Origin of the sequence: Nocardia sp. CA-107356 (assembly GCF_050946365.1) — a bacterium.
Classification (GTDB): Bacteria; Actinomycetota; Actinomycetes; order Mycobacteriales; family Mycobacteriaceae; genus Nocardia.
The window spans coordinates 4,283,771-4,309,487 of the sequence record NZ_CP191992.1; the positions used below are offsets into that span (position 1 = coordinate 4,283,771).

Here is a 25,717-nt window from a genome sequence, read left to right on the forward strand (position 1 = left end):
TCTCTTCTCCGAAAGGACCCATCCCATGCTGCGCGTCGCAGTCCCCAATAAAGGCGCACTCTCCGAATCGGCCACCTCGATCCTGGCCGAGGCCGGTTACCGCAGGCGCACCGATGCCCGCGACCTGACCGTCCTGGATCCGGCCAACCAGGTCGAATTCTTCTTCCTGCGGCCCAAGGACATCGCTATCTACGTCGGCTCCGGTGAACTCGACCTCGGTATCACCGGCCGCGATCTGGCACTGGATTCCGGTGCGCCGGTACAGGAACGGCTCGCGCTCGGCTTCGGCCGCTCCACCTTCCGCTACGCCGCCCCGGCCGGGCGCGAATGGAAGGTCGAAGATCTCTACGACAAGCGCATCGCCACCTCCTACCCGAACCTGGTGCTCAGCGACCTGCGGCGGCGGGGCATCGAGGCAGAGGTGATCCGCCTCGACGGTGCCGTCGAGATCTCCATCCAGCTCGGCGTGGCCGATGCCATCGCCGATGTGGTCGGCTCGGGCCGCACCCTGCGCCAGCACAACCTGGTCGCCTTCGGCGAGACGCTGTGCGATTCGGAGGGTGTACTCATCGAGCGCACCGGCTCGGACCAGAAGGAACGGGCCCGCAACCAGCTCATCGCGCGCATCCAGGGCGTCGTCTTCGGTCAGCAGTACATCATGCTGGACTACGACTGCCCGAAGGAACTCTTGGAGCAGGCGGTCGGGATCACGCCCGGCCTCGAGTCGCCGACGGTGTCGCCGCTCGCCGATCCGGGCTGGGTCGCCATCCGCGCCATGGTGCCGCGTAAACAGGGCAATGAGGTGATGGACCAACTCGCCGAACTCGGCGCGAAGGCGATCCTGGCCTTCGATATTCGGTCCTGCCGCGCCTTCTGACACGCTCGGAGCAACTCGGCCCCGCCAGTTGGTGGGGCCGAGTTGTTTTGTGCGAGTGATCGATTCACTGCGATTGCAACCGGTGTGCTGACCTGCAGTCGATTGGTACGTTGCGGCCTCGATGAGGAAACGCAAGGAGTACCACCGTGTCACAGACACCGCCCGCCGAACGTTCGGGCAGCACATTCGCGTGGAATGAGGACTGGCTGGCGGCCATCGTCGGCCTGATCCTGATCGCGCTGGTTCTGGTCGGCGCTATCCCGGATTGGCTGGTGCCGTGATGTCGGAGACCGAAACCGACGCCGACGCCGAGCGCGCCGAGCCCGAGGATGCGGTATCGGAGACGGACGCCGCCGAATCCAGCACCGAGGCCGTCGAGCAGGGCCAGGTCCGATCTGAAACCTCTGCACTGCAGGCGATTTCGCGTCCCACAGTCGGGGAGATCGCGGCGGGGATCGCGGTCGTCATCCTGCTCGGCGCGCTGGCCCGCTACTTCGACACCCACGTACCGCGCTGGGCCGTCGACACTCCCTTGCGGCGAGTGGCCAAGTCGATCGAATTCCCGGTGTACGCCATCGCCATCGGTCTGATCGGCAATGTCGTACTCACGAAACTCGATCTGCGGGAGCGTCTTTCGGCCGGTTTCCGCACCGAATTCTTCATCAAGACCGGCGTCGTACTGCTCGGCGCTTCGATCAACCTGAAGATTCTGGTGACCGCCGCGGGACCGTCGATCGTCCAGGCATTGCTGCTGATCACCGTGGTCTTCGGGTTCACCTGGTGGTTGGGCGGCCGACTCGGCCTCGATGACAAGCTGCGCGCGCTACTGGCCTCGGCGGTATCGATCTGCGGTGTCAGCGCCGCCATCGCGGCCGCGGGCGCGGTGCAGGCCAAACGTGAGCAGATCGCGTACGCGGCGTCCCTGGTGATCATCTTCGCGCTGCCATCGATCTTCGTATTGCCTTGGCTCGCCGATGTTTTCGGCCTCTCGGATGCTGTCGCCGGTGCCTGGATCGGCGGCAATATCGACACCACCGCGGCCGTCGCGGCCTCGGGTGCGATCGCGGGGGAGAAGGCGCTGCAGATCGCCACCATCGTCAAGACGACGCAGAACGCACTGATCGGCATCGTCGCGATCGCGCTGACCGCGTACTTCACGCTCCGGGTCGAACGTACCTCCGGCGCGACCAGGCCCTCGGCGCGCCAGTTCTGGGAGCGGTTCCCGAAGTTGATCGGCTTCGTCGCCGCCTCCGTGATCGGCACTCTCTACCTGCAGTCCGCGGATAAGAAGTCCGGTGCGGCGCATATCGCGGTCGTCAACGACCTGCGCACCTGGTTCCTGATCTTCGCCTTCGTCTCCATCGGCCTGGAGTTCTCCGTGCGCGGCCTGCGCGCGGCGGGCTGGCGCCCGGTGGTGGTCTTCGGCGCCGCGGTCGTGATGAATCTGGCCGTCGGATTGGGGCTGTCGGTGTTGTTGTTCCACAACTTCACCGGGTAGATCCGCGGCGGTAACCCGTCGTTTCGATGCTCGCCGGTCGCCACGGCGAGCATCGCAGCGGCGTGTTCTGGGACCCCGGTGTGGGTTCAGTTCGGGGCCATCTCACGAAAACTTAATGATTCGCCGTCAACACTGGGGGCGTGTTAGGCGAAACAAATAATGGAACATCTCGGACGGTCGTATCGTTCGGGTACGAAGCGCAGGGGAGAACGTCGTGAAATCGAGTGTCGGGCCGGTCGGCTCGTGGTGGCGGATTCGCAATACGCTCATCGTGATCGGCGATGCCGTCGGGGTGATCGTCCTGATCGGGGTGATCGCGATGCTCGGTTCACACGGCTTCGATCTGGGCCTGTTCATCGGCTGACGCGGATTCCGGTCAGTCGGCGACCGCGTCGGCGAAGGTTTCGTCCGGCGATTCCCCGGTACCGCTATCCGGCCAGCCCGGATACGCCGGAGGGGTGCCGCCGAATTCGGGGCACAGATTCTTGTAGCTGCAATAGCCGCACAGCCAGCTCGTGCTCGGTTGGAAGTCACCGGTGCGGCCCGCCTCGAGAATGGCCTGCCACAGCGCCGAGAGGGTGCGTTCGAAGCGCAGCAGTTCGTCCTCGTCGGGGGCGTAGGTGAGGATCTGCTCGTCGGCCAGGTAGATCAGCCGCAGCTGGGTGGGCAGGATGCCACGGGTGCGCAGCACGACCAGCGCATAGAACTTCAGCTGGAACAGCGCCTTGGTCTCCTGGGCGAGTCCGGGCGCGCGGCCGGTCTTGTAGTCCACGACGCGCAGCTCACCGGTCGGCGCGACATCGATCCGATCGACGAACCCGCGCAACAGCACGCCGTCGTCGAGTTCGACCTCCACCCGCGACTCGCACGACTCCGGATCGAACCGGGTCGGATCCTCGAGGCGGTAGTACGTCTCGACGAGGGCGCGCACCTCGCCGAGAAACCCCTCCAGACCGTCCTGTGCGACCAACTCGGCGATCTCCGGCCGATCGGCCAGTACCCGTGCCCACGCGGGCTCGACGAGCGTGGCCGCGCGTTCGGGCAGCCGATCCGTGGCGGGCAGTCCGTACAGATCCTCCAGTACCGCATGCACCACCGTGCCACGCACCGCGATCCGCGTCGGCGGCTCCGGAATCCGATCGATCGCACGGAACCGGTACTTCAGCGGGCACTGCTTGAAATCCATTGCCCGAGAAGGGGACAGCGCCGGGCGTCGGCGATCGGGCGCTGCCTCCCGCGCGGTGTCGGCAGGGGGCGTGGATACCGGCGAATGCATACCTGGCAGGCTATCCGGCGGCACCGACACGCCGGTGCCGTACGGCTAGACAGCACCGAACGACCAGCGAACGGAGATACATGACGGCCAGACGGACCGGGCCATTCACCATCGGGGACCGGGTACAGCTGACCGATGCCAAGGGGCGCCTCTACACAGTGGTGCTGGAACCGGGTAAGGAGTTCCACACGCATCGCGGCGGTATCAAGCACGACAACCTCATCGGCGCCGATGAGGGCAGTGTCGTGCAGTCCACCAATGGCACACCGTATTTGGCGTTGCGCCCGCTGCTGGTCGATTACGTGCTGTCGATGCCGCGCGGTGCGGCGGTCATCTACCCCAAGGACGCCGCGCAGATCGTGCACGAGGGCGATATGTTTCCCGGTGCGCGCGTACTGGAGGCAGGTGCGGGTTCCGGTGCGCTGACGTGCTCGCTGTTGCGCGCGGTCGGCCCGCAGGGCGAGGTGGTTTCCTACGAGATCCGCGCGGACCACGCCGAGCACGCCATCCGCAATGTCGAGACCTTCTTCGGCGAGCGCCCGGACAACTGGTCGATCACCGTCGCGGACGTCGCCGCCTACGATGGCCCGCCGGTCGATCGGGTGGTCCTCGACATGCTCGCGCCCTGGGATGCGCTCCCCGCCGTATCCAAGGCACTGGTCCCCGGCGGCGTGCTCGTCGTCTATGTGGCGACTGTCACACAATTGTCGAAAGTGGTCGAGGCGCTGCGCGAGCAGGAGTGCTGGACCGAGCCGCGATCCTGGGAGTCCATGGTGCGCGGCTGGCATGTGGTCGGTCTTGCGGTGCGGCCCGAACATCGCATGCAGGGCCACACCGCCTTCCTGGTCAGCGCGCGGCGGCTGGCCGAGGGCACGGTCACCCCGAAACCGCAGCGTCGCCCGTCGAAGGGTTAGGCCGGAACGCAGGGTGCCTGCGCGAAGCCGAGCATCAGGCAGCCGCTGGCATCCGACAGCTTCCAGGTGCTGTCGACATATTCCCAGGTCAGGGGCATGGCGGGGGCGGTGCCGTGCGGTGAGGTGATGGTCACCTGGGCGGTCGCGGCATTGCCGTTGGTGGTGATATCGGCGACCGCATAGGTGAGCTTGCCGTAGCCGCCGAGCGCCTGGTTCATCTGGTCGATATTGGCGGTGCGCTTCTCACCGCCGACGATGAGCTTGGACTTCTCTGGGGTGGGTACGGCCGGGTCGGAAAGGGTATTCAGGACCGCGGTGAGCGTTTCTGTGGTGGGCGCGGCGGCGCTGCCGTGGTCGCCGTGACCTGCGGCGCTGGTGGTCGCGGCGACCGAAGTGGTAGCCGTGGCCGTGGTATCGGACTTATCGTCGGAGCCACAGGCGGTGAGACCGACGGTAGCGGCCATTGCCGCCGCAGCGATAACCATGGACATACGCAGAGTCCTGGCGGGAAGGAGCATCGTCAGCAACCTTTCGGTTCGGTCGGCGAAGCAGGTCGCCGTGGACTGGTTAGGGCAGGCTAACATGGTGGATCCGCCGCCGATCGCAGCCCAGATGTGATCACGACGAAACCATGTCGGAAAGCGAGAACGGTTCGCGCCCGGTAGCGTTGATAGACCGGGACTGGGAGGAGCAGCACATGAGCCCCATCGAGAATTCGGATTCGGCGGCCTGGAGAGAGCTCGAGGCGGTACGCGCCGAAGCGGCTGCACTCCGAAGGCAACTGGCCGATTCGCCGGATCGCGCACGGGAATTGGAAGCCCGCATCGATTCGCTGACCATTCGCAACACCAAGCTGATGGACACACTCAAGGAAGCGCGCCAGCAGCTTGTCGCGCTGCGCGAGGAGGTCGATCGGCTCGGTCAGCCACCCAGCGGATACGGCGTTCTGATCGGTGTATACGAGGATCAGACGGTCGACGTGTTCACTTCGGGTCGCAAGATGCGCCTGACGTGTTCACCCAATATCGACACCTCGACCCTCGAGTACGGCCAGACCGTGCGCCTCAACGAGGCGCTGACGGTCGTGGAGGCGGGTATCTTCGACGCCGTCGGTGAGATCGGCACGTTGCGCGAGATCCTCGACGACAGTCGTCGCGCGCTGGTCGTCGGACATGCCGACGAGGAACGCGTGGTGTGGCTGGCGGGTCCGCTGGCCAAGCTCGCCGAGGTCGACGATCTGGAAGATCCGGATCAGCCGATTCGCAAACTGCGGCCGGGTGATTCGCTGCTGGTGGATACCAAGGCGGGCTTCGCCTTCGAGCGCATCCCCAAGGCCGAGGTCGAGGACCTCGTACTCGAGGAAGTGCCCGATGTCGACTACGGCGATATCGGCGGTCTCGGTCGCCAGATCGAGCAGATCCGCGATGCGGTGGAATTGCCGTTCCTGCACAAGGATCTGTTCCGCGAGTACGCGCTGCGTCCGCCCAAGGGTGTGCTGCTCTACGGTCCGCCCGGTTGCGGTAAGACGTTGATCGCCAAGGCTGTTGCCAACTCGCTGGCGAAGAAGATCGCCGAGGCGCGCGGTGAGGATGCCAAGGAGGCCAAGTCGTTCTTCTTGAACATCAAGGGCCCCGAGCTGTTGAACAAGTTCGTGGGTGAGACCGAGCGCCACATCCGGATCATCTTCCAGCGGGCACGCGAGAAGGCCTCCGAAGGTACGCCGGTGATCGTGTTCTTCGACGAGATGGATTCGATCTTCCGCACCCGCGGATCGGGCGTGTCCTCCGATGTGGAGACCACGGTCGTGCCGCAGCTGCTCTCGGAGATCGACGGTGTCGAGGGCCTCGAGAATGTCATCGTGATCGGTGCGTCCAACCGCGAGGACATGATCGACCCCGCGATCCTGCGGCCGGGACGTCTCGATGTGAAGATCAAGATCGAGCGGCCGGACGCGGAATCGGCACAGGACATCTTCTCGAAGTACCTGACCGAGCACCTGCCGCTGCACGCCGACGATCTCGAGGAGTTCGGCGGCGACAAGTTGTTGTGCATTCGCGCGATGATCGAACGGGTCGTCGACCGGATGTACGCCGAGAGCGAGGACAACCGCTTCCTGGAGGTCACTTACGCCAATGGTGACAAGGAAGTCCTGTACTTCAAGGACTTCAACTCCGGCGCCATGATCCAGAACATCGTGGACCGCTCCAAGAAGTACGCCATCAAGGCGGTACTCGACACCGGCAACCCCGGCCTGCGCATCCAGCATCTCTACGATTCGATCGTGGACGAGTTCTCCGAGAACGAGGACCTGCCCAACACTACGAATCCCGATGACTGGGCTCGCATTTCGGGTAAGAAGGGCGAGCGGATCGTTTACATCCGCACGCTGGTCACCGGCAAGAACGCCAGCGCCAGCCGCGCCATCGATACCGAGTCGAATACGGGTCAGTACCTGTAGTTTCGAACCGAAGGGCCGCGCTTCCATTGGGAGCGCGGCCCTTCGGTGTTTCTGGGGTCATCCTCGCGGGGTAGGCGGGGGTCATTCTCGGGGCTGATGTGCTTGTTCAGGCGCTCGGCTTAAAATTTGGCCATGCGGCCAGAAAATGAGACGGGTGGTCAGCGACGATCGTTCATCGAGGAGGCGCGGCGGCGGCAAATCATTGCCTCGGCGGTGGAGGTGATCTCCGAGGTGGGGTACGGGCGTGCCTCGCTGGCGCGGATCGCCAAACATGCGGGGATCTCCAAAGGAGTCATCTCCTATCACTTCGCCGGGAAGGACGAGTTGATGGAGCAGCTGGTGATCCAGCTTTATGTGTCCGGCGGCGAGCACATCGCGCCCGCGGTAATGGCCGCGGATGGTGCGCGGAATCAGTTGCTCGCCTATATCGGGTCGAATCTGGGGTTCATCGATGCGAATAAGAAGTACGTCGCGGCGCTGACCGATGTGGTGCTGAATCTGCGCGATGCCGACGGCAAGCCGCGATTCGCCTCGGCGGAGGGGGAGCAGGAGATCATCCAGCCGCTGGTCGAGATCATGCGGGAGGGGCAGCGTCGCGGTGAATTCGGCGAGTTCGATCCGCTGGTGATGGCCAAGTCGATTCGCGATGCCATCGATGGCGCGGCCGGAAGGGCCATTCGGGAGAAGGACTTCGACATGACAACCTATTCGGCCCATATGTGCCGGTTATTCGATGTGGCGACCCGCAAGGGGGGAAGCGATGACTGATCTGATGGAAAGCGAAGTGCCGCAGCGGGACAGCGCCGAGGCGACACCGCCGTTCGCATGGCTCGGCGTCGGAGCGATCGCCGTGGTGTCGGCGATCATGCTGTTCGCATCGCTCGGGCGCTACGGGTTCTTCGGTGACGAACTGTACTTCCTGTCGGCCGGACGCAGACTCTCGTTCGGATATGCCGATCAGGGACCGCTGCTGCCCGCGATCGCGAGGCTGATGGATGTGATCGCGCCGGGATCGCTGGTGGCACTGCGGATTCCAGCCGCACTGGTGACGGTCGCCGCGGTGCTGATCAGTGCGCAGATCGCCCGGGAGTTCGGCGGGTCGCGGACCGCGCAGGTGTTGAGCGCGACCGCGTATGCGACCTCACCGTTCCTGCTGGTGCAGGGAACTCAGTTGGCCACGAATACGATCGATACCGCGCTCTGGGTATTGATCAGCTGGCTGCTGATCCGGTGGGTGCGTACGCGCCGGGACGGCCTTTTGCTCTGGGCGGCGCTGGTCACCGCACTGGATATGCAGGTGAAATGGCTGATTCCGTTCTTCTGGGTCGCGGTCGCCATCGGGGTGGCGATCTATGGTCCGCGGGAGCTGTTGCGGCGGCCTGTGCTGTGGGTGGGCGCGGGTCTGGTTGTGCTGGTGACGGTTCCGACGCTGATCTGGCAGGTCGCGCACGACTGGCCGCAGCTGCGATTGGGTGCGGTGGTCGCGGCGGAGCAGTCGACGATCGGCGGCCGGTACACCTGGCTGCCGCTGGCGCTGGTCATGGCCGGATTATTCGGTGGGGTACTGCTGATCGCGGGGATCTGGGCGCTGTTCCGCTCGGAATCGTTGCGGCCGTACCGATTCCTCGCGGTGGTCCCGCTGCTGCTCACGGTGGCATTCATCGCCACCAACGGTCGCCCCTACTATGCGGCCGGATGCTATGCGGCCGTGATGGCCGCGGGCGCGGTTCGCTGGACCGAGAACACCGCACGGTGGCGAATGTATGTGACCGTGCCACTCGTCGCGGTTTCGGTGGCGATCGCGGTGTTCTCGATGCCGTGGCAATCCGAGTCGGCCATCGATCCGGTCGACAGCCAGGCCGAGGCCGGTATCGAAATCGGGCTGTACGGCAAGTTCGGTTGGCCGGAACTGCGCGAGGCGACCGCCGATGCGTATCGGGCATTGCCGGAGGCGGTACGGTCCGATGCCGTCATCATCACCGATTCCTATTGGCAGGCAAGCGCTTTGGACGTCGACAGGACCCGTTACGCCCTACCCGCCGTCTACAGCCCCAACCGCGGCTTCGGATACTTCGGCACCCCACCGGATTCCGCAACGACGGTGCTGTGGGTCGGCAACGCCGAGGACGAAATGCACACTGCCTGTAGCGAATTGACCCCGGTCGGCCGCGTCGACGTGCGCCTGGGCTACCCGGACGTCACCCGCAACGTCACCATCTGGCGCTGCACCCCACGCCAGCCCTGGTCGCGGGTCTGGCCCGGCATGCTTCGCCTCGGCTGAACCGTTGGTACGTGCGTGTCCGATTCGTTCAAGACTTCCGGATATCGCCCGCATTGACTGAACAGTGCCCGGAGCCATGGCCCCGGGCACTGTTCGAGCATCAAGAGGACCGGTATGGCAGCGAATATCAACGCGATCACTGTGGCCGTCAGCGACCTCGAACGGTCCCTGCAGTTCTACCGAGACGGCCTCGGCTTCTCCTCACCGGGCATCATCGGCACGGAATTCATCCGCGACGACCAGCATCCGGGCGGCTCGGTAGCCATGTTCACCCTGGACAACGGCCTGATCCTATCCCTCTACGCACGCGCCGACCTGGCGATGGACGCAGGTATCGCGCCCGAACGCGTCGTGGGTTCCCCGATGAGCCTGGGTCTTTTCCTCGACAGTCGAGAAGATGTGGACCTGATCCTGCACCGGGCCGAACAAGCAGGCGGCACCATCGTCCGCCCACCGCTGACCCGCCCCTGGGGCATCTATGCGGGCTACTTCGCCGACCCCGACGACCACCTGTGGGAAGCGGTCTATTTCCTGGGCAGCACACCCGGCTGATGCCCGATCTACCTCCGCCCGGCCAAGAGTTGGGGGTGAACAGCAGTCCTCGCGTGCTCCGCGCGACATCCTCTGCGGCACAAGCCTGTTCGCTACCGCACGCAGGCGATCGCGCGTGTGTGGTGTCGAAAAGGCCTGTGTCGTAGTGAGATTGGCGTCAGAGATCGGCGAGTTGGGGTACGGCTGGTGCCATGGCGTCGATCCAGGCGGCGGGGGAGCCGGTGGTGGGGATGATGATGACGGTGTGGACGCCGAGTTTGGCGTAATCGGCCATCTGCCGGACGAATTCGGCGCGGTTGTCCGGGGTCGGGCGCGGATTGTTGGCCATGATGGTTATGCGGATTTCGTTGTAGTCGCGCCCGACCTCGTCGCAATGCCGTCGCAGGACGTCGAGTTTGTGGCCGACCTCCTCGGGGGAGGAGCCGAACAGGTTGCAGGCATCGCCGTACTGCGCGACCAACCGTAGCGTTTTGCGTTCGCCGCTACCGCCGATCAGCACCTTGGGCCGGTTGATCGGCTGCGGCGAGCACAGCGTCTCGGCCAACTGGTAGTGCTTGCCGTCGAAGGGGCCATTGTTCTGCGGGTCCCACATCTGCTGACAGATCCGCAGCGTCTCCTCCAGTCGTTCGAACCGTTCCGCGATCGGCGGGAACGCCACGCCGAGCCCGCGGTGTTCGCGCTCGAACCAGGCGGCACCGAGCCCCAGCGCCGCCCGGCCGCCGGACAGCACGTCGAGTGTGGTGACGATCTTGGCGAGCAGACCGGGATGCCGGTATGTCACGCCAGTGACCAGCAGGCCGAGTTCAATGCGCGAGGTGTGCGCGGCCAGGTAGCCGAGTGTGGTGTAGCCCTCCAGCATGTTCGACTCCGCCGGTAGGCCGGTCGGCTCGATCTGGAAGTAATGGTCCATGAACGACAGCCAGGTCGCACCGGACGCCTCCGCCGCGGCGCCCACCCTGGCCAGCTCACCGGCGATGGCCGTGGTACCACCGTCGATATCGAATACCGGTAGATGAAAACCGAGTTCCATAAAGTGATCCCCTGGTTCTAGACGACTTGTGCACCACCAACGCTATGACCTGGAGCGCACTCCAAGTCAAGTCCAGAGTCGCAAATCCATCGTGCCCTCCTCGCTTCTCGCGACCGCCGAAGGCGCACATCGCCGATGCCGCCGCATACGTTGGCGTCACCGTCGGTTGAACCAGCAGTGGCGGTGCCGTATGGAACGACACCGCCACCGGGGCGAGCGATCAGCTCTGGGTCGTGATGACCGAATTCAGGATGACGTCGGCGTTCGGGCGGCCGTCCTCGGAGCCGAGTACGACACCCGCGTTGGCGACGTTCGCCAGGACGTCCATCCCGCCGGTGATCTTGCCGAAGGGGGTGTAGTTCGGCGGGAGCGGCGAGTCCTTGTACACCAGGAAGAACTGGCTGCCGTTGGTATCGGGTCCGGCGTTGGCCATGGCGACCGTGCCAGCGGAGTAGGTGGCGCCGTCGAGGTTCTCGTTCGGGAACTGGTAGCCGGGGCCGCCCATACCGGTGGCGCTGGGATCACCGCATTGCAGGATGAAGATGCCGCTGGTGGTCATGCGGTGACACTGGGTGTGGTCGAAGTACTTCTGCCCGGCCAGGAATACGAACGAGTTCACCGTGCGCGGGGCGCGGGTGGCATCCAGGGCGATGGTCACCGTGCCGCAGGTGGACTCCAGCGTCGCGGTGTAGGTCGCGCCGGTGTTGATCGAGAGCGCGGGCTCGGCCTCCCACTGCTTGATCTCGGGCTTGACCATATCCGGGGCTACGCATCCGGCGACCGGCGCGCTGCCCGGATTCGCCGAGACGCCGCCTGCGGCGAAGACCACGACGGTGGTGCCGACGGCGAGTACGCCGAGGGCCCGTAGCAGGGCGGACCCGACTCTGCGAGGCTGGCGCCTGGTGGGCTGTTGGTGGTCGAGTTGCCGCGCCTGCACTTCGCTGCTCACCGGTCGAGGTCTCCTTCTGTTGGGTATCGCATCGGGTGATGCTCAGCGGATCATTCCATCTCGACGCGCCGAGCGGAACGAGTACCGCATAACGACTGTGTGGCAACAGGAATGCAGCCACGATCAACCGCGTCCCGTCGAAGCACCCCGGCCAGGCCGAAAATCTGGGGAAGTGTCTCGAGCTGTCGGTTAGCATGGCTGCGACGGAGGCACATCTGATGGGCTCATGGCTCGGCACGTACTGAATCTCCGGTGACACCGCCTCCGCGGGAGGTGTATCAACTTGTCCGGATACGCATTTGGTCTCACTCGCCTGTTCACCGCCGTGGTGTGTGTTGGTGTACTGGTCGGCGGGTGCACGGCGAGTACGGATACGAAATCGTCGTCGTATACGGGGGCTTGGCCGCCCAACGACGACCGGGGGTCGTGTGCGGTTGACAAGCAGACCGATGTCCCGGCGACAATGCGCGATGGAACGGTCCTGCGCGCCGATGTGTACCGTCCGCAAACCAGCGATCCGGTGCCGGTGGTGTTGATGCGCACGCAGTACGGTAAATCCGCCGCCCAGATCCAGCCCTCGCGCTATCGAACACCAGACTGGTTCGCCTCGCACTGCTACCTGGTGGTCATTCAGGACATCCGCGGCATCGGGAAATCCGAGGGTACCTTCACCGAATTCGGCAATGACACCCACGATGGCTACGACACCGTGGAATGGGCCGCGCGACTGCCCGGTTCGAACGGCAAGGTGGGGATGTACGGTTCATCGTATGTCGGCGCCACACAATGGCTCGCCGCCATCGAGACGCCACCGCACCTGACCACGATCGTGCCCGCGAATACCGCCTCCGACTACTACGACGGCTGGACCTACGAGGGCGGCGCGTTCCGGCTCGCCTTCGTCGAGCCCTGGGCCATGGGCACCATCGGACTCGAATCCGCCGAGCAACGTGACGACAAGGCCACCGCGGACCAACTGCGTACGGATCTGCAGAACGTCACCTCATGGCTGAATTATCGTCCGTACAAAGACTTTCCACCACTGCAACCGGGTAGTCCTGCGGTCGCGCCGTGGTACTTCGACTGGATACGCAACTCGGTACGCAACGACTACTGGAAGCAGTGGAGCATCCGCGACCGCTACCCGAATGTGCGGGTGCCGGTGCTCGATATCGAGGGGTGGTACGACGCCTTTCTCGCGGGCGGCGTCGAGAACTTCACCGGCATGGTGGAGCGCGGCGGCGACCCCCAGGCGCGGCAGAACCAGCGACTGGTGATCGGCCCTTGGGACCACCTCGGTTGGGGGCGGCCCACCTCGGCGACCGCGCCGCGACTCGAGAAGTTGGGGCCCGTCGGCGACAGCCCGATCAACGAGTTGATGCTCGCGTGGTTCGACCACTTCCTGAAGGGGGACGACAACGGCGTAGCGGGTACACCGCGCGTCGACTACTTCCTGATGGGGGCCAATCGCTGGAAGTCGGCACCGAGTTGGCCGCTGCCACGAACGAAGTGGCAGGAGTACTACTTCGCCGATAGTGGCGCGAATGGTGTGGCCGGACGGGTCGGCAAACTGGTCGAGCAGGCGCCGACCGGACCTGCGGCGGTCGACCGGTACGTCTACGATCCCGCGTCCGCGGCGCCGAGTATCGGCGGACATTCGTGCTGTTCGGTGGGATCGGGCCCACAGGGGCCGTTCGACCAGTCGGTGGTCGAGCAGCGTTCGGATGTGCTCACCTACACGACGGATCCGCTCGCGGTGGATACCGAGGTCACCGGCCCGATCACCGTGAAATTGTGGGCATCCTCCAGCGCCCCGGATACCGACTTCGTCGCGCGGCTGGAAATGGTCGCACCCGACGGATCGGCCGTCAACCTCAACAATGGCATCATCCGGGCCGCGTTCCGGGATTCGCTGTCCGAACCCACTGCCTTGGTGCCGGGCCAGCCGTACGCGTTCACCATCAAGATCTGGCCGACCAGCTATCAGCTCGAGGCGGGCGACCGGATCCGGGTGGCCATCAGCAGCAGCGACTATCCGCAGTACGCACCGAACCCGAATACCGGCGAACCCTTCGGCGCCAGCGCCCGGACCCAGCCCGCGACACAGACGATCTATAAGGATGCCGAACACCCGTCGTCGGTGGTCCTGCCGATCATCCCGGCCGGTGACAGCGGCTCTACCAGCTTCGATATCGAGCCCGGGTCTTAACCGCGCCGGACGCGCCGGTAGGTGGGAGCGGCGGTCGTCGCAGCGGCGAGTTCGCCGGTCAGCCAGTCCAATTCGCCGTCGGCGATCGCGGCGACGGTGATGCGCAGGTGGTCGCCGTGCGGGTGGTCCTCGACCTCGAAGGGGCGCCCGGGTGCGGCCTTGATGCCCGCGGCGGCCAGGGAGATCATCGCCGCATTCTCATCGGTGACCGGGAGCCATACATTGATGCCGTCGCCACGGGCGACGGTAATGCCCCTGCGCGCCAGGGCGCGGCGGAGTTCGGTTGCGCGCCTGCGGTATTCGGTGCGGGCGGCGGCGACGGTGCGCACAGCGGTGTCATCGTCGAGCATGGTGAGCAGCAGGCGCTGCAGCAGGCGGCTGGTCCAGCCGGGGCCGAGCATGCGGCGTTCGATCATCGGGTCGAGCAGATCGGCGGGACCGCCGACCACCGCGAGACGCAGATCCGCGCCATGAGATTTGGAGTACGAGCGGATGTGCACCGTCTGGCTCGGCAGTCGCGATCCGAGAGAACGCAGTGCGCTGTAGGCGATTCCGGCGGAGTGATCGTCCTCGATGACGAGAGTGCCGGTGCCCGCTAGTACATCGGTGAGTTCGCGCGCGCGGGTGGCGGTGAGCGAGGCGCCCGTGGGGTTCTGCGCGCGTGGCTGCAGAATCAGTGCGGTGGCACCGTGATTCGTGACGGCGCGGTCGAGATCGTCGGGTAGTAAGCCGGATTCGTCCATGCGGATCGGAATCGGCCGGGCGCCGAGACGGGCGAGCAGGTCGAGAAATGGTGGGAAACAAGGATCTTCGACCGCGACCGCGTCGCCGAGGCGGACGTGAGTGGTGAGCAGTCGATCGATGGCGTCGAGCGCTCCGTCGAGCACCGCGAGACGCTCGGCGCGAAAGGGCCAATCGGCGCGCACCTTGGTGGCCAGTTCCGGCAGTACGGCCGCGCCGAGGTAGTCGGCCGCTAGATCGCCGCCGCGACCGCGCTCGGTGATCGCGTGCAATGCCGCGACCAGGTCCGGCAGCAGTTCCGAATCGGGGGTGCCGCGGGACAGATCGATGCGGAAGGCGCTCTCCGAGGGCGGATGCAGGCGCTGGTAGCGGCCCGTCGGCGGCGTCGGTCGGGTGGCGGTGCGTTCGCCGACGAAGGTTCCCGCGCGCCCCCGCGCGACGATCGCGCCGGTGGCGGCCAGCGCCCGCCAAGCCTGGTTGACGGTGGCGGGGGAGACCCGCAACTCGCGGGCGACCTCGCGCACGGTCGGCAGCCGCGACCCGGGTTCGATGGCACCGGACCGAATCCGGCGGCTCACCGCGGCCGCGATTCCGGCCGGGGTTCGATCTTCGAGATCCGCGTTGAACAGGCGGGACCCGGCTACGGCAGGCGCTGGCGCGGTGTCTCGCACATTGTCTGCAGGCACCTGCGGCGCGGTAGCGGGGTCGAAGTTCACAGCGTCATTCTGCGTCGGGCACAGCGCCGGAACGATGACCGGCCCCAGGGTTTACGGCTACGAAACTGTTTCCGCAATCTTGTAACACAACCGAATTGGTTCGCAGTGAAGTATAACAAAGCATGGGAATCGTTCGAGCCGCGCTCGTCCAGACGAACTGGACAGGCGATAAAGAGTCCATGATCAAGGCGCACGAGGACTACGCTCGCCAAGCCGCCGCGCAGGGCGCCAAGGTGATCTGCTTCCAGGAGTTGTTCTACGGCCCGTACTTCTGCCAGTTGCAGGACGCGAAGTTCTACGACTACGCGGAATCGGTGCCCGGGCCGACCACGGAGCGATTCGCCGCCCTGGCCAAGGAATTGGGCATGGTGATGATCCTGCCGGTGTACGAGCAGGAACAACCGGGTCTGCTCTACAACACCGCGGCGGTGATCGACGCTGACGGCAGTTACCTCGGCAAATACCGCAAACACCACATTCCGCACGTCCACGGGTTCTGGGAGAAGTTCTACTTCCGGCCGGGCAACCTGGGCTGGCCGGTCTTCGATACCGCGGTCGGCAAGGTCGGGGTCTATATCTGTTACGACCGGCATTTCCCGGAGGGCTGGCGGGCGCTCGGTCTGGCGGGCGCGGAGATCGTCTTCAACCCCTCGGCTACCTCGCGCGGTCTTTCCGGTTACCTCTGGAAGCTGGAGCAACCGGCCTCGGCGGTGGCCAACGAATACTTCATCGGCGCTATCAACCGGATCGGCATCGAGGAGTACGGCGATGACGATTTCTACGGAACCAGCTATTTCGTGGATCCGGAAGGTAAATTCGTCGGAGACGTCGCCTCGGACACCGATCCCGAACTGGTGGTCCGTGACCTCGATATGGATCTGATCAAGGTGGTGCGCGACCGCTGGGCGTTCTATCGCGATCGCCGCCCCGACGCCTACGGACCGCTGGTGGCTCCCTGAGGCTGGTGATATCGATATGACGAAGACATTCATTCACGGCGGCACGGTGGTCTCGGCTACCGGATCGCAATTGCTCGATGTGCTCGTCGACGGCGAAACGATCGTCGCCGTTGTACAGCCCGGTTCTACCGCATTGGGTGCGGATCTCACCGCGTCGGCGGATGTGGTCATCGACGCGACCGGCAAGTATGTCATCCCCGGTGGTGTGGACGGGCACACCCATATGCAGCTGCCCTTCGGCGGTACCGAGGCCTCGGACACCTTCGAGACCGGCACCCGCGCGGCCGCGTGGGGCGGTACCACGACCATCGTCGACTTCGCCGTGCAGAAGCCGGGGGAGCGGGTGCAGGACACGCTCGGTCTGTGGCACGAGAAGGCCGCGGGCAACTGCGCGATCGACTACGGGTTCCATCAGATCATCGGTGAGGTGAACGACGAATCCCTGAAGGGGATGAGCGAATCGGTGGCGGAGGGCGTCACCAGCTTCAAGCTGTTCATGGCCTATCCCGGTGTCTTCTACTCCACCGACGGCCAGATCCTGCGGGCCATGCAATCGGCTGGCGATCTCGGCGCACTGTTGATGATGCACGCGGAGAACGGCATTGCCATCGATGTGCTGGTCGAACAGGCGCTGGCACGCGGGGAGACCTCGCCGTACTACCACGGCCTCACCCGGCCATGGCAGATGGAGGAGGAGGCCACCCACCGCGCGATCATGTTGGCGCAGTTGACCGGTGCCCCGCTGTATGTCGTACACGTCTCGGCCAAGCAGGCGATGGAACAGATCGTCACCGCACGGGGTAACGGGCAGAACGTCTTCGGTGAGACCTGTCCGCAGTATCTGTACCTCTCGCTCGAAGAGCAGCTGGGCGCACCGGGTTTCGAGGGTGCCAAGTGGGTGTGTTCGACGCCGCTGCGGTCGAAGGCCGAAGGCCATCAGGACGAGTTGTGGCGCTACCTGCGCACCGGTGCTGTTACATCGGTCAGCACGGACCACTGTCCGTTCTGTATGAAGGACCAGAAAGAGCTCGGCGTCGGCGATTTCAGCAAGATTCCCAATGGGATCGGCGGCGTCGAACACCGGATGGATCTGATGTTCCAGGGTGTGCGCAACGGCTTGATCTCGCTGGAACGCTGGGTAGAGGTCTGTTGCACCACGCCCGCGCGCATGTTCGGGATGTACCCGCGCAAGGGTGTTATCAGCCCGGGTGCCGATGCCGACATCGTGATCTACGACCCCAACGGGCACACCAGCATCGGGGTCGGCAAGACCCACCACATGAATATGGACCACTCGGCCTGGGAGGGCTTCGAGATCGACGGGCACGTCGACACCGTGCTCTCCCGTGGCCGCGTGATCATCGACGACGGTGCGTATCTGGGCACCGCGGGGCACGGCCGATTCATCGCCCGCGAATTGTCGCAGAACTTGATCTGACGTATCTGGCTCGAACGGCCGACGTTTTGACTCGAAATGGAGAGTGCCGCATGGATATCGGTGTGGTGCTGCAATGCACACCTCCCGCATCGCGGGTGGTCGAACTGGCCAGACAGGCGGAGACACACGGCTTTTCACATGTGTGGACCTTCGATTCGCACCTGCTGTGGCAGGAACCCTATGTCATCTACAGCCAAATTCTCGCCGCCACCCGCAAGGTCGTCGTCGGCCCGATGGTCACCAATCCAGCCACCAGGGACTGGACGGTGACCGCGTCGACCTTCGCGACGCTCAACGATATGTTCGGCAACCGCACCGTCTGTGGTATCGGCCGCGGTGACTCCGCCGTCCGCACCCTCGGCGGCAAGCCGACCACCCTGGCGACACTGCGTGAATCCATAGAGGTGATCAGGGAACTCGGCAATGGCCGCAGCGCCCGGGTCGGCGACACCGTCGTGCGCTTCCCGTGGGCGAGCGCCTCGCGACTGGAAGTATGGGTGGCCGGATATGGGCCGCGTGCGCTCGATCTGACCGGCGAGGTCGGGGACGGATTCATTCTGCAGCTGGCCGATCCGGATATCACCGCGTGGACGATCGCCCGGGTCCGGGCGGCCGCCGAGAAGGCGGGTCGTGATCCGGGATCGGTGAAAATCTGTGTGGCGGCACCGGCTTACGTCACCGACGGATCCGACGCCGCGACGGCGCATGCCCGCGAACAGTGCCGTTGGTTCGGTGGCATGGTCGGCAATCACGTCGCTGATATCGTCGCGAAATACGGTACCGACGGCGATATTCCGAGCGCGCTGACCGACTACATCGCGGGCCGCCGAGGCTATGACTACAACGAGCACGGCCGGGCGGGCAATACGCACGCCGAATTCGTGCCGGATGCGATCGTGGACCGCTTCTGCTTGATCGGCACGCCCGACGAGCAGCTGGCCCGGCTACACGAACTGGAGAAGCTCGGCGTCGATCAGTTCGCGGTCTACCTGCAGCACGACGCCAAGACGGCCACGCTGGAGGCATACGGGGAGTCGGTGCTGCCGCGGTTGGCGCATCCGGTCACGGCGACGGCGGGCGCGGAGTGATCGCCTCGGTGGCGGCGGAGCCGGGGACCGTGTCAGAGGGCGATCGATGAGTGCGGTCGCCCGGGCGCGTCAAGTCGCGTACACGGTCGGCGTCCTCGTATTGGTCGTCGCCGTGTGGGAGCTTGTGAAGGCTTTTGTGCCCGAACGGGGGGTCAGCATCGGTGATCAGCGGATACTGCCGCGCACGAGTGACGGTGCGCTTCCGCATGTCTGGTCGGTCATCACGGTGCTGGGTGATAAGGACGGCACCGGTACGGTCGGCGGAACGCTCTTGCGCACAGCCGGATTCACTTTCGGGCTCGCGCTGCTGGCATTGGCGATCGGTACCGTCGTCGGTGTCGCGCTGGCCGTGGTGATGCAGCGCTTCTCCTTCGTCGAGCGCGGACTGCTGCCCTACATCATTATCTCGCAAACGGTTCCGCTGATCGCCTTGGCGCCCCTGGTAGCCGGATGGGGCGGGAAGATCGTCATTGCCGGTGAACCGTGGCGACCGTGGATGAGCATTGCGGTGATCGCGTCGTATCTGGCGTTCTTTCCGATCGCGGTCGGCATGTTGCGCGGATTGCAGGCGCCGTCGAAGGCATCGGTGGAGTTGCTGCACAGCTACTCGGCCAGTTGGTGGGAGACGTTGGTGCACTTGCGGTTTCCTGCCGCGGTGCCGCATTTCCTGCCCGCACTGCGGTTGGCCGCGGCGGCCTCGGTGATCGGTGCGGTGGTCGCGGAGATCTCGACCGGAACGGCGGGTGGCATCGGCCGCCAGATCATCGTCTTCTCGCAGCAGGCCACCGGCGATGCGGCCCGGCTCTATGCGGCCGTCCTCGCTGCCGCGCTGCTGGGTGTCGCGGTCACCGCGGTCGTCGGCTCGGCCGAAGTGGCACTACGTCGTTACAGCCGTCCCGTCGGGGCGCGCAGCTCGTCAGGAGGTACCCGTTGACCGGGAAATCGGAATCGGCCGTCACGGATGCCGAGGCGGGCGACGAGCAGATCGAGGTGTCGGATCCGGCTCCGGTCGGGGACAAGGCCGAAGACGTTGCGGCGGTCGACCTCACGAAGGTCGGCAAGATCTTCGACGCGGGTTCGGTAACCGCGCTGGTGGATGTCTCGCTGAAGGTCCTGGCCGGGGAGTTCGTCTCGCTCATCGGTCCATCGGGCTGCGGCAAATCCACCCTGCTGCGCATCGTCGCGGATCTGGAGCAGCCGACCAGCGGCAGCGTGACCGTGCACGGCAAATCCGCTCGGCAGGCCCGGATCGACCAGGACTACGGCATCGCCTTCCAGCAGGCAGGCCTACTCGACTGGCGCACCGTACAGGCCAATGTCGAACTGCCCCTCGAACTGCACAAGGTCCCCAAGGCCGAAAGACGTACTCGCAGTGCGGAACTCCTCGAGATGGCGGGTCTCAGCGATTTCGCCCACCGCTATCCCGCGGAACTGTCCGGCGGCATGCAACAGCGCGTGGCGATCGCCAGGGCATTGGCTCGCAAACCTTCGCTGCTGCTGATGGACGAACCGTTCGGCGCACTGGACGAGATGACCCGCGAACGTATGCAGGGCGAACTGCTGCGTATTGCCGGAGAGACCGGTGCGGCAGTGGTTTTCGTGACGCATTCGATTCCCGAGGCGGTCTTCCTGTCCGATCGCGTGGTGGTCATGTCCCCGCGGCCGGGCCGCATCAGCGAGATCGTGCCGACCGGCGGCTGGGGCCGAGGCGGCGTGAGCGGCGACGATATCCGTTCCAGCGAAGCCTTTTTCGAGGCGGTCGCCGCCGTCCGCACCGCACTGCGCGGCGGACACGAGGCCACCGACATCATCGTGGCGGGACAGGACATGCGATGAAAACCTGGCTACCACCTGTGGTGTTCGGCGTGGGAGGTCTGGCGCTGTGGCAGGTGTTGACCGTTGTGGCCGGCGTGCCCTCGTTCCTGCTGCCCGCACCGACCGCGATCGCGAAACAGTTCACCGAGAACTTCGACCGCATTGTCGACGCCGCCACCGCGACCGGTACCAATGCCCTCATCGGCCTGCTGGTCGGCGCCGTCCTCGGCATTGTCGCGGCCATGCTGGCGGTGCGGTTCCGGCTGGTCGAGGGCCTGTTGACGCCGCTGGCCGCGGCGGCGGCGGCGGTGCCGATCGTCGCGCTGGCCCCGCTGTTGAATTCGATGTACTCGACCACCACCGACACCCCGCGCCGCATGGTCGTCGCCATCGTGGTGTTCTTCCCGATGTTCGTCAGCACCGCCCGTGGTCTGCGCCAGGTTCCGCAGGTACACGCCGATCTGATGACCTCGTACGCGGCGGGCGGTTGGCAGATCACCCGCACGGTGCGGCTGCCCGCGGCGCTGCCCTACTTGTTCACCGGACTGCGTATCGCGGCCCCGGGCGCGGTGATCGCGGCCATCATCGCCGAATACTTCGGCGGCCTGCAGAACGGACTCGGCAGTCGAATCACCTCGGCCGCAGCGAATACCGCCTATCCACGGGCGTGGGCCTATGTGGTGGGCGCCATGATCGTCGGCCTGCTCTTCCTCGCCGTTGTGCTGATCCTCGAACAACTGACTCGCCGACCCCGGACCATCCTGTTCCGCGACATCCTTGGGAGATCGAAATGAGAAGTAACACAAGGCGTTTGCGTGCTTGTCTGGCGCTGGTGGCGTTGGCGGCGGCCGCGCTGACCGGCTGCAGCACCACCGACAATACCTCGGGAACCACCGCCGATGGGTTGACAAAGGTCCGGTTGCAACTGCAGTGGTTCAAACAGGGCCAGTTCGCGGGTTATCTGGCCGCTGTGGACCAGGGCTTCTACAAGGAGCAGGGCCTATCCGTCGAAATCCTCGACGGCGGTACGGATATCGTGCCGCAGACGGTGTTGGCCCAGGGGCAGGCCGATTACGCGATCGCCTGGGTGCCCAAGGCGCTGGCCTCCCGCGAGGCCGGTGCGGGCATTACCGATGTGGCCCAGGTCTTCCAGCGCTCGGGCACCAAACAGGTCTCTTTCAAAACCGACAATATCGCGGGCCCGGCAGCACTGCGCGGCAAGACTGTCGGGAACTGGGGCTACGGCAATGAATTCGAGCTGTTCGCCGGAATGACGAAGGCAGGCATCGATCCGGCCAAGGATGTGAAGCTGGTCCAGCAGCAGTTCGATATGAACGCCTTCCTCGCCAAGGATATCAACGCCGCCCAGGCCATGTCCTACAACGAGTATGCCCAGCTACTGGAGACGAAGAATCCGGCGACCGGAAAGCTCTACACCGCAGACGATTTCGCCACCATCGACTGGAACGATGAGGGCGTCGCCATGCTGCAGGACGCGATCTGGGCGAATTCGGACAAGCTGAAGGATTCGAAATACCAGGACCAGACCGTGAAATTCATCGCGGCCTCGCTGAAGGGCTGGGCGTTCTGCCGCGACAATGTCGACAAGTGCCGCGATATCACGGTGGCTGCGGGCAGCACCCTCGGTGCGACCCACCAGCAGTGGCAGATCAATGAGGTCAACAAGCTGATCTGGCCCTCGCCCAACGGTATCGGCATGATCGATGAGACCGCATGGGACCGCACCGTGAAAATCGCGAAGGAGACCAAGAACCAGGAGGGCGTCACCGTGCTGAAGAAGGATCCCGGCGCGGGCGCCTTCACCAACGAATACGTCACCAAGGCATTGGATCTGCTGAAGTCCGGTGGCATCGACGTCACCGGAGCCGGGTTCGCGCCGCAGCAGGTGACCCTGACCGAAGGCGGCAAATAGGTGGTCGATCACGTCTTCTATCCCTGGAGCGCCCAGGCGACACTGAATCCGGTCCCGATTGTCGGAGCGTCGGGTTCGTGGTTCTGGGAGGAGAGCGGTAAACGCTACCTCGACTTCTCGTCCCAACTGGTGAATGTCAATATCGGCCACCAGCATCCGGATATCGTCGCCGCGATCATCGAACAGGCGCAGAAACTCACCACCATCTCGCCGACGGTCGGCAACGAGGTGCGCAGCGAACTGGCCCGGCTGATCGTCGAACGAGCACCCGGCGAGCTGAACCGGATACTGTTCACCACCGGTGGCGCGGAGGCCGTCGAACATGCTGTACGACTGGCGCGCAGCTATACCGGGCGCACCAAAATGCTCGCCGCCTATCGCTCCTATCACGGCGGCACCGGCGTCGCGATCGGCCTGACCGGTGAACCGCGGCGCTGGGGCGCGGAACCGACCAATGTCGATGTGGTTCGCTTCTTCGGGCCGTATCCCTACCGATCGCCGTGGGACACAACAACTCCCGAGGAGGAGACGGCCGCGGCGCTGAAACATCTGCGCCAGGTCATCGAGCTGGAAGGCCCGCAGCACATCGCGGGGCTGATCCTGGAGACGGTCGTCGGCACCAACGGTGTCCTGGTGCCGCCGCCGGGTTATCTCGCCGGGGTGCGGGCACTCTGCGACGAATTCGGCATCGTCTATATCGCGGACGAGGTGATGGTCGGATTCGGCCGGGTCGGTGAATGGTTCGCGGTCCAGGCCTTCGGCGTGGCACCCGACATCATCACCTTCGCCAAGGGCGTGAACTCCGGATATGTCCCGCTCGGCGGCGTCTTGATGGCCGAGCGGATCGCCCAGCGTTATGACAACACGGTGTATCCCGGCGGGCTGACCTATGCGGGTCATCCCTTGGCCTGCGCCGCGGGCGTCGCATCGATCGGTGTCTTCGAATGCGACGGCATTCTCGACCATGTTCGCTCGGTCGGCGCGGATGTGCTCGGAAAGGGTCTGGCGGATCTGGCATCTCGCCATTCGAGTGTCGGTGAGGCGCGCGGTCTCGGATTCTTCTGGGCGCTGGAGCTGGTGCGCGACCCGCATACCCGGGAACCGCTGATTCCGTTCGGCGCTGCGGGTTCGGCTGCCGAACCGATGAACCGGGTCACCGCCGCCGCCAAGGAACGCGGGCTGTGGCCGTTCAATGCGGGTAATCGCTTTCAGATCGCACCGCCGCTCACCACGACCGCGGATGAGCTGCGCACCGGATTGGACATCGTCGACGAGGTGCTCGATATCGCCGACGAATACGTGCCGTGACGCCGGGGGGCGCGGATTCGCCCCCGGTGTAGTCCGCGCGACGGCCGTTTCCCGCTAGATTCGAGGCGTACACCTCGGAACTCCCTCCAGGAGCTGGCGTGACCGATATCGAAGATCGTCAGAAGGTGGCTACCTCGCCCGAGGCGCGTCCCCGGCTGGCGACGGCGGGCGTCGGCGCGGTCGCGGCGATGGCGCTCGCGGTCCTGCTGTTCTCCGCGAGTCGGTACGACTACTTCGGCGATGAGCTGTATTTCCTCGCGGCGGGGCGGCGGCCCTCGTTCGGCTACGCCGATCAGGGGCCGGTGCTGCCGATGCTGGCGCGTGCGATGGACACGATCGCCCCGGGGAATTTCTTGGTGCTGCGACTGCCCGTGGTGGCGCTGACCGTGCTCGGCGTCGTGCTGTGCGCACTGATCGCGCGGGAACTCGGCGGCGGACGCGGCGCGCAGATCTTCGCCGCGATCGCCTACGCGACCTCGCCGTTCCTGCTGCTCCAAGGCAAGCTGCTGACGACCAACGCGGTCGACACCGTGCTCTGGGGGATCATCACCTGGCTGGTCGTGCGCTGGGTCCGGACCCGCCGTGATCGCCTGCTGCTGTGCGCGGCCCTGGTGACCGCGGTCGATATGCAGGTGAAATGGTTGATCCCGTTCTTCTGGATAAGCGTTGCGGTGGCTTCGCTGATCTTCGGTCCGCGCGACCTGGTGCGGCGGCCATTGCTGTGGCTCGGTGGGGCGATCGTGGTGGCGGTCACCGTGCCGTCGCTGATCTGGCAGGCGCGCCATGATTGGCCACAGCTGTCGATGGGCCAGGTGATCAGCGGTGAGCAGGGCATTCTCGGCGGGCGGGTGATGTTCATACCACTGGCGTTGCTGCTGGCCGGGTACTTCGGCATTGTCCTGTTGACCTACGGTGTGTGGGCGCTGATGCGCCACGCTTCGCTGCGGCCGTATCGGTTCCTCGGGGCGACTCTGTTGATACTCATCGCCACTTTCATGGTGATCGGCGGGCGGATCTACTACATGGCCGGAATGTACGGCGTGGTGCTCGCGGCGGGGGCGGTCGGTCTCGCCGAACTCGCGGGTCAACTGGATCCGGTCCCGCGCCGCTGGGTCGCCGCGGCCGGTGCGGTGCTCGCCGCCGTGGCCACAGGCTATCTGCTGTGGTCGACCCCGTGGCGCGACGCCGCACACGTCCAACCGCCCGCCGACGACGCTGAGGCCGCCATCAATATCGGCGTCTACGGGGAATTCGGCTGGCCCGAACTGAGTTCCGCCGTCACCAAGGCCTACGATTCGCTCACCCCGGCCGAACGCGCCGACGCCATCGTGGTCACCGAGACCTACTGGCAAGCCAGCGCCCTGGACCAATTCGACCGCGCCCACCTGCCCCCGATCTACAGCCCCAGCCGCGGTTTCGGTTATTTCGGCACACCCACGGACACCGCGTCCGCGGTTATCGCGGTCGGCATCGACGACGGCTTCCTACACTGGGATTTCGACAACTGTGCACCAGTCGCCAAGGTGGACAGCCGAATCGGCTATCCGGGCAATACCCAGAACGTCACGGTGTGGACCTGCACCGGTCTGCGCCACCCGTGGTCGGAGGTGTGGCAGACCTGGATACACCTGTAGTCGGTTCAGTCGAGCGCGGATTGCCAGCGCAGTACGATCCG

General features: G+C 65.2%; 24 protein-coding genes. 19 read left to right on the top strand and 5 right to left on the bottom strand.

Annotated elements, in window-relative coordinates:
- Nucleotides 1-25 precede the first annotated feature (25 nt).
- The 4 genes from hisG to ACQP1G_RS19155 all read left to right on the top strand — a co-directional run bounded on the left by hisG (nt 26) and on the right by ACQP1G_RS19155 (nt 2,739).
- Nucleotides 26-877: an ATP phosphoribosyltransferase gene (gene hisG, locus ACQP1G_RS19140; protein WP_433206038.1), complete on the top strand. Its 852-nt coding sequence runs from the start codon at nt 26-28 to the stop codon at nt 875-877.
- 146 nt (nt 878-1,023) lie between these two features.
- Nucleotides 1,024-1,158: a hypothetical protein gene (locus ACQP1G_RS19145; RefSeq protein WP_433206041.1), complete on the top strand. Its 135-nt coding sequence runs from the start codon at nt 1,024-1,026 to the stop codon at nt 1,156-1,158.
- Nucleotides 1,158-2,375: a YeiH family protein gene (locus tag ACQP1G_RS19150; protein ID WP_433206044.1), complete on the top strand. Its 1,218-nt coding sequence runs from the start codon at nt 1,158-1,160 to the stop codon at nt 2,373-2,375. Before ACQP1G_RS19145 ends, ACQP1G_RS19150 begins: the two co-directional genes overlap by 1 nt.
- Nucleotides 2,376-2,589: 214 nt before the next feature.
- The gene (locus ACQP1G_RS19155) at nt 2,590-2,739 is read left to right on the top strand and encodes a hypothetical protein (protein ID WP_433206047.1); all 150 of its coding nucleotides are present in this window, start codon (nt 2,590-2,592) and stop codon (nt 2,737-2,739) included.
- A 12-nt stretch (nt 2,740-2,751) separates the two neighbouring features.
- On the opposite strand, the gene ACQP1G_RS19160 is transcribed toward ACQP1G_RS19155, so the two are convergent.
- Nucleotides 2,752-3,651: a RecB family exonuclease gene (locus ACQP1G_RS19160; RefSeq protein WP_433206050.1), complete on the bottom strand. Its 900-nt coding sequence runs from the start codon at nt 3,649-3,651 to the stop codon at nt 2,752-2,754.
- An 80-nt stretch (nt 3,652-3,731) separates the two neighbouring features.
- On the opposite strand from ACQP1G_RS19160, the gene ACQP1G_RS19165 reads away from it, so the two are divergent.
- Entirely contained in the window at nt 3,732-4,565 is an 834-nt protein-coding gene (locus tag ACQP1G_RS19165) for a tRNA (adenine-N1)-methyltransferase (protein ID WP_433206053.1), read from the top strand.
- Here the strand turns inward: ACQP1G_RS19165 and ACQP1G_RS19170 are convergent.
- A complete protein-coding gene (locus tag ACQP1G_RS19170; RefSeq protein ID WP_433206056.1) occupies nt 4,562-5,056 on the bottom strand; it encodes a hypothetical protein in 495 nt (164 codons plus the stop codon). The two genes, ACQP1G_RS19165 and ACQP1G_RS19170, sit on opposite strands and share 4 nt — an antisense overlap.
- 206 nt (nt 5,057-5,262) lie before the next feature.
- Between ACQP1G_RS19170 and arc the strand changes: the two genes are divergently transcribed.
- From arc to ACQP1G_RS19190, 4 genes are all read left to right on the top strand, one after another.
- The gene (gene arc / locus ACQP1G_RS19175) at nt 5,263-7,023 is read left to right on the top strand and encodes a proteasome ATPase (RefSeq protein ID WP_433206059.1); all 1,761 of its coding nucleotides are present in this window, start codon (nt 5,263-5,265) and stop codon (nt 7,021-7,023) included.
- 132 nt (nt 7,024-7,155) lie between these two features.
- Nucleotides 7,156-7,791: a TetR/AcrR family transcriptional regulator gene (locus tag ACQP1G_RS19180; protein WP_433206062.1), complete on the top strand. Its 636-nt coding sequence runs from the start codon at nt 7,156-7,158 to the stop codon at nt 7,789-7,791.
- A complete protein-coding gene (locus tag ACQP1G_RS19185; protein WP_433206065.1) occupies nt 7,784-9,304 on the top strand; it encodes an ArnT family glycosyltransferase in 1,521 nt (506 codons plus the stop codon). The genes ACQP1G_RS19180 and ACQP1G_RS19185 overlap by 8 nt, the downstream gene beginning before the upstream one ends.
- 114 nt (nt 9,305-9,418) lie before the next feature.
- A complete protein-coding gene (locus ACQP1G_RS19190; protein ID WP_433206068.1) occupies nt 9,419-9,856 on the top strand; it encodes a VOC family protein in 438 nt (145 codons plus the stop codon).
- Between the two features lie 157 nt (nt 9,857-10,013).
- Here the strand turns inward: ACQP1G_RS19190 and ACQP1G_RS19195 are convergent, their stop codons facing one another.
- The gene (locus ACQP1G_RS19195; protein ID WP_433206071.1) at nt 10,014-10,886 is read right to left on the bottom strand and encodes an LLM class F420-dependent oxidoreductase; all 873 of its coding nucleotides are present in this window, start codon (nt 10,884-10,886) and stop codon (nt 10,014-10,016) included.
- A gap of 220 nt (nt 10,887-11,106) precedes the next feature.
- Nucleotides 11,107-11,835 carry a peptidylprolyl isomerase gene (locus ACQP1G_RS19200; protein WP_433206074.1) on the bottom strand — a complete coding sequence of 243 codons (729 nt, stop codon included), beginning with the start codon at nt 11,833-11,835 and terminating at the stop codon, nt 11,107-11,109.
- A gap of 463 nt (nt 11,836-12,298) precedes the next feature.
- Here ACQP1G_RS19200 and ACQP1G_RS19205 point away from each other — a divergent pair, with 463 nt between their 5' ends.
- Nucleotides 12,299-14,044: a CocE/NonD family hydrolase gene (locus tag ACQP1G_RS19205; protein ID WP_433206077.1), complete on the top strand. Its 1,746-nt coding sequence runs from the start codon at nt 12,299-12,301 to the stop codon at nt 14,042-14,044.
- On the opposite strand, the gene ACQP1G_RS19210 is transcribed toward ACQP1G_RS19205, so the two are convergent.
- Entirely contained in the window at nt 14,041-15,501 is a 1,461-nt protein-coding gene (locus tag ACQP1G_RS19210; protein WP_433206080.1) for a PLP-dependent aminotransferase family protein, read from the bottom strand. The two genes, ACQP1G_RS19205 and ACQP1G_RS19210, sit on opposite strands and share 4 nt — an antisense overlap.
- Before the next feature lie 122 nt (nt 15,502-15,623).
- On the opposite strand from ACQP1G_RS19210, the gene ACQP1G_RS19215 reads away from it, so the two are divergent.
- The 9 genes from ACQP1G_RS19215 to ACQP1G_RS19255 all read left to right on the top strand — a co-directional run bounded on the left by ACQP1G_RS19215 (nt 15,624) and on the right by ACQP1G_RS19255 (nt 25,676).
- Complete coding sequence (locus ACQP1G_RS19215; protein WP_433206083.1) at nt 15,624-16,460, top strand: nitrilase-related carbon-nitrogen hydrolase; 837 nt, start codon at nt 15,624-15,626, stop codon at nt 16,458-16,460.
- 16 nt (nt 16,461-16,476) lie between these two features.
- The gene (hydA, locus tag ACQP1G_RS19220; RefSeq protein WP_433206085.1) at nt 16,477-17,898 is read left to right on the top strand and encodes a dihydropyrimidinase; all 1,422 of its coding nucleotides are present in this window, start codon (nt 16,477-16,479) and stop codon (nt 17,896-17,898) included.
- Nucleotides 17,899-17,948: 50 nt separating this feature from the next.
- Nucleotides 17,949-18,986: a TIGR03842 family LLM class F420-dependent oxidoreductase gene (locus ACQP1G_RS19225; protein WP_433206088.1), complete on the top strand. Its 1,038-nt coding sequence runs from the start codon at nt 17,949-17,951 to the stop codon at nt 18,984-18,986.
- A gap of 46 nt (nt 18,987-19,032) precedes the next feature.
- Complete coding sequence (locus ACQP1G_RS19230) at nt 19,033-19,920, top strand: ABC transporter permease (RefSeq protein WP_433206091.1); 888 nt, start codon at nt 19,033-19,035, stop codon at nt 19,918-19,920.
- A complete protein-coding gene (locus ACQP1G_RS19235) occupies nt 19,917-20,822 on the top strand; it encodes an ABC transporter ATP-binding protein (protein ID WP_433206094.1) in 906 nt (301 codons plus the stop codon). The genes ACQP1G_RS19230 and ACQP1G_RS19235 overlap by 4 nt, the downstream gene beginning before the upstream one ends.
- Nucleotides 20,819-21,595, top strand: coding sequence for an ABC transporter permease (locus tag ACQP1G_RS19240; protein ID WP_433206097.1), 777 nt, complete (start codon nt 20,819-20,821; stop codon nt 21,593-21,595). The genes ACQP1G_RS19235 and ACQP1G_RS19240 overlap by 4 nt, the downstream gene beginning before the upstream one ends.
- Nucleotides 21,592-22,734, top strand: coding sequence for an ABC transporter substrate-binding protein (locus ACQP1G_RS19245; RefSeq protein ID WP_433206100.1), 1,143 nt, complete (start codon nt 21,592-21,594; stop codon nt 22,732-22,734). Before ACQP1G_RS19240 ends, ACQP1G_RS19245 begins: the two co-directional genes overlap by 4 nt.
- A complete protein-coding gene (locus tag ACQP1G_RS19250; protein ID WP_433206103.1) occupies nt 22,735-24,042 on the top strand; it encodes an aspartate aminotransferase family protein in 1,308 nt (435 codons plus the stop codon). It abuts the gene before it with no gap.
- Nucleotides 24,043-24,140: 98 nt separating this feature from the next.
- Nucleotides 24,141-25,676, top strand: coding sequence for a glycosyltransferase family 39 protein (locus ACQP1G_RS19255; RefSeq protein WP_433206106.1), 1,536 nt, complete (start codon nt 24,141-24,143; stop codon nt 25,674-25,676).
- The last annotated feature ends 41 nt before the right edge of the window (nt 25,677-25,717 follow it).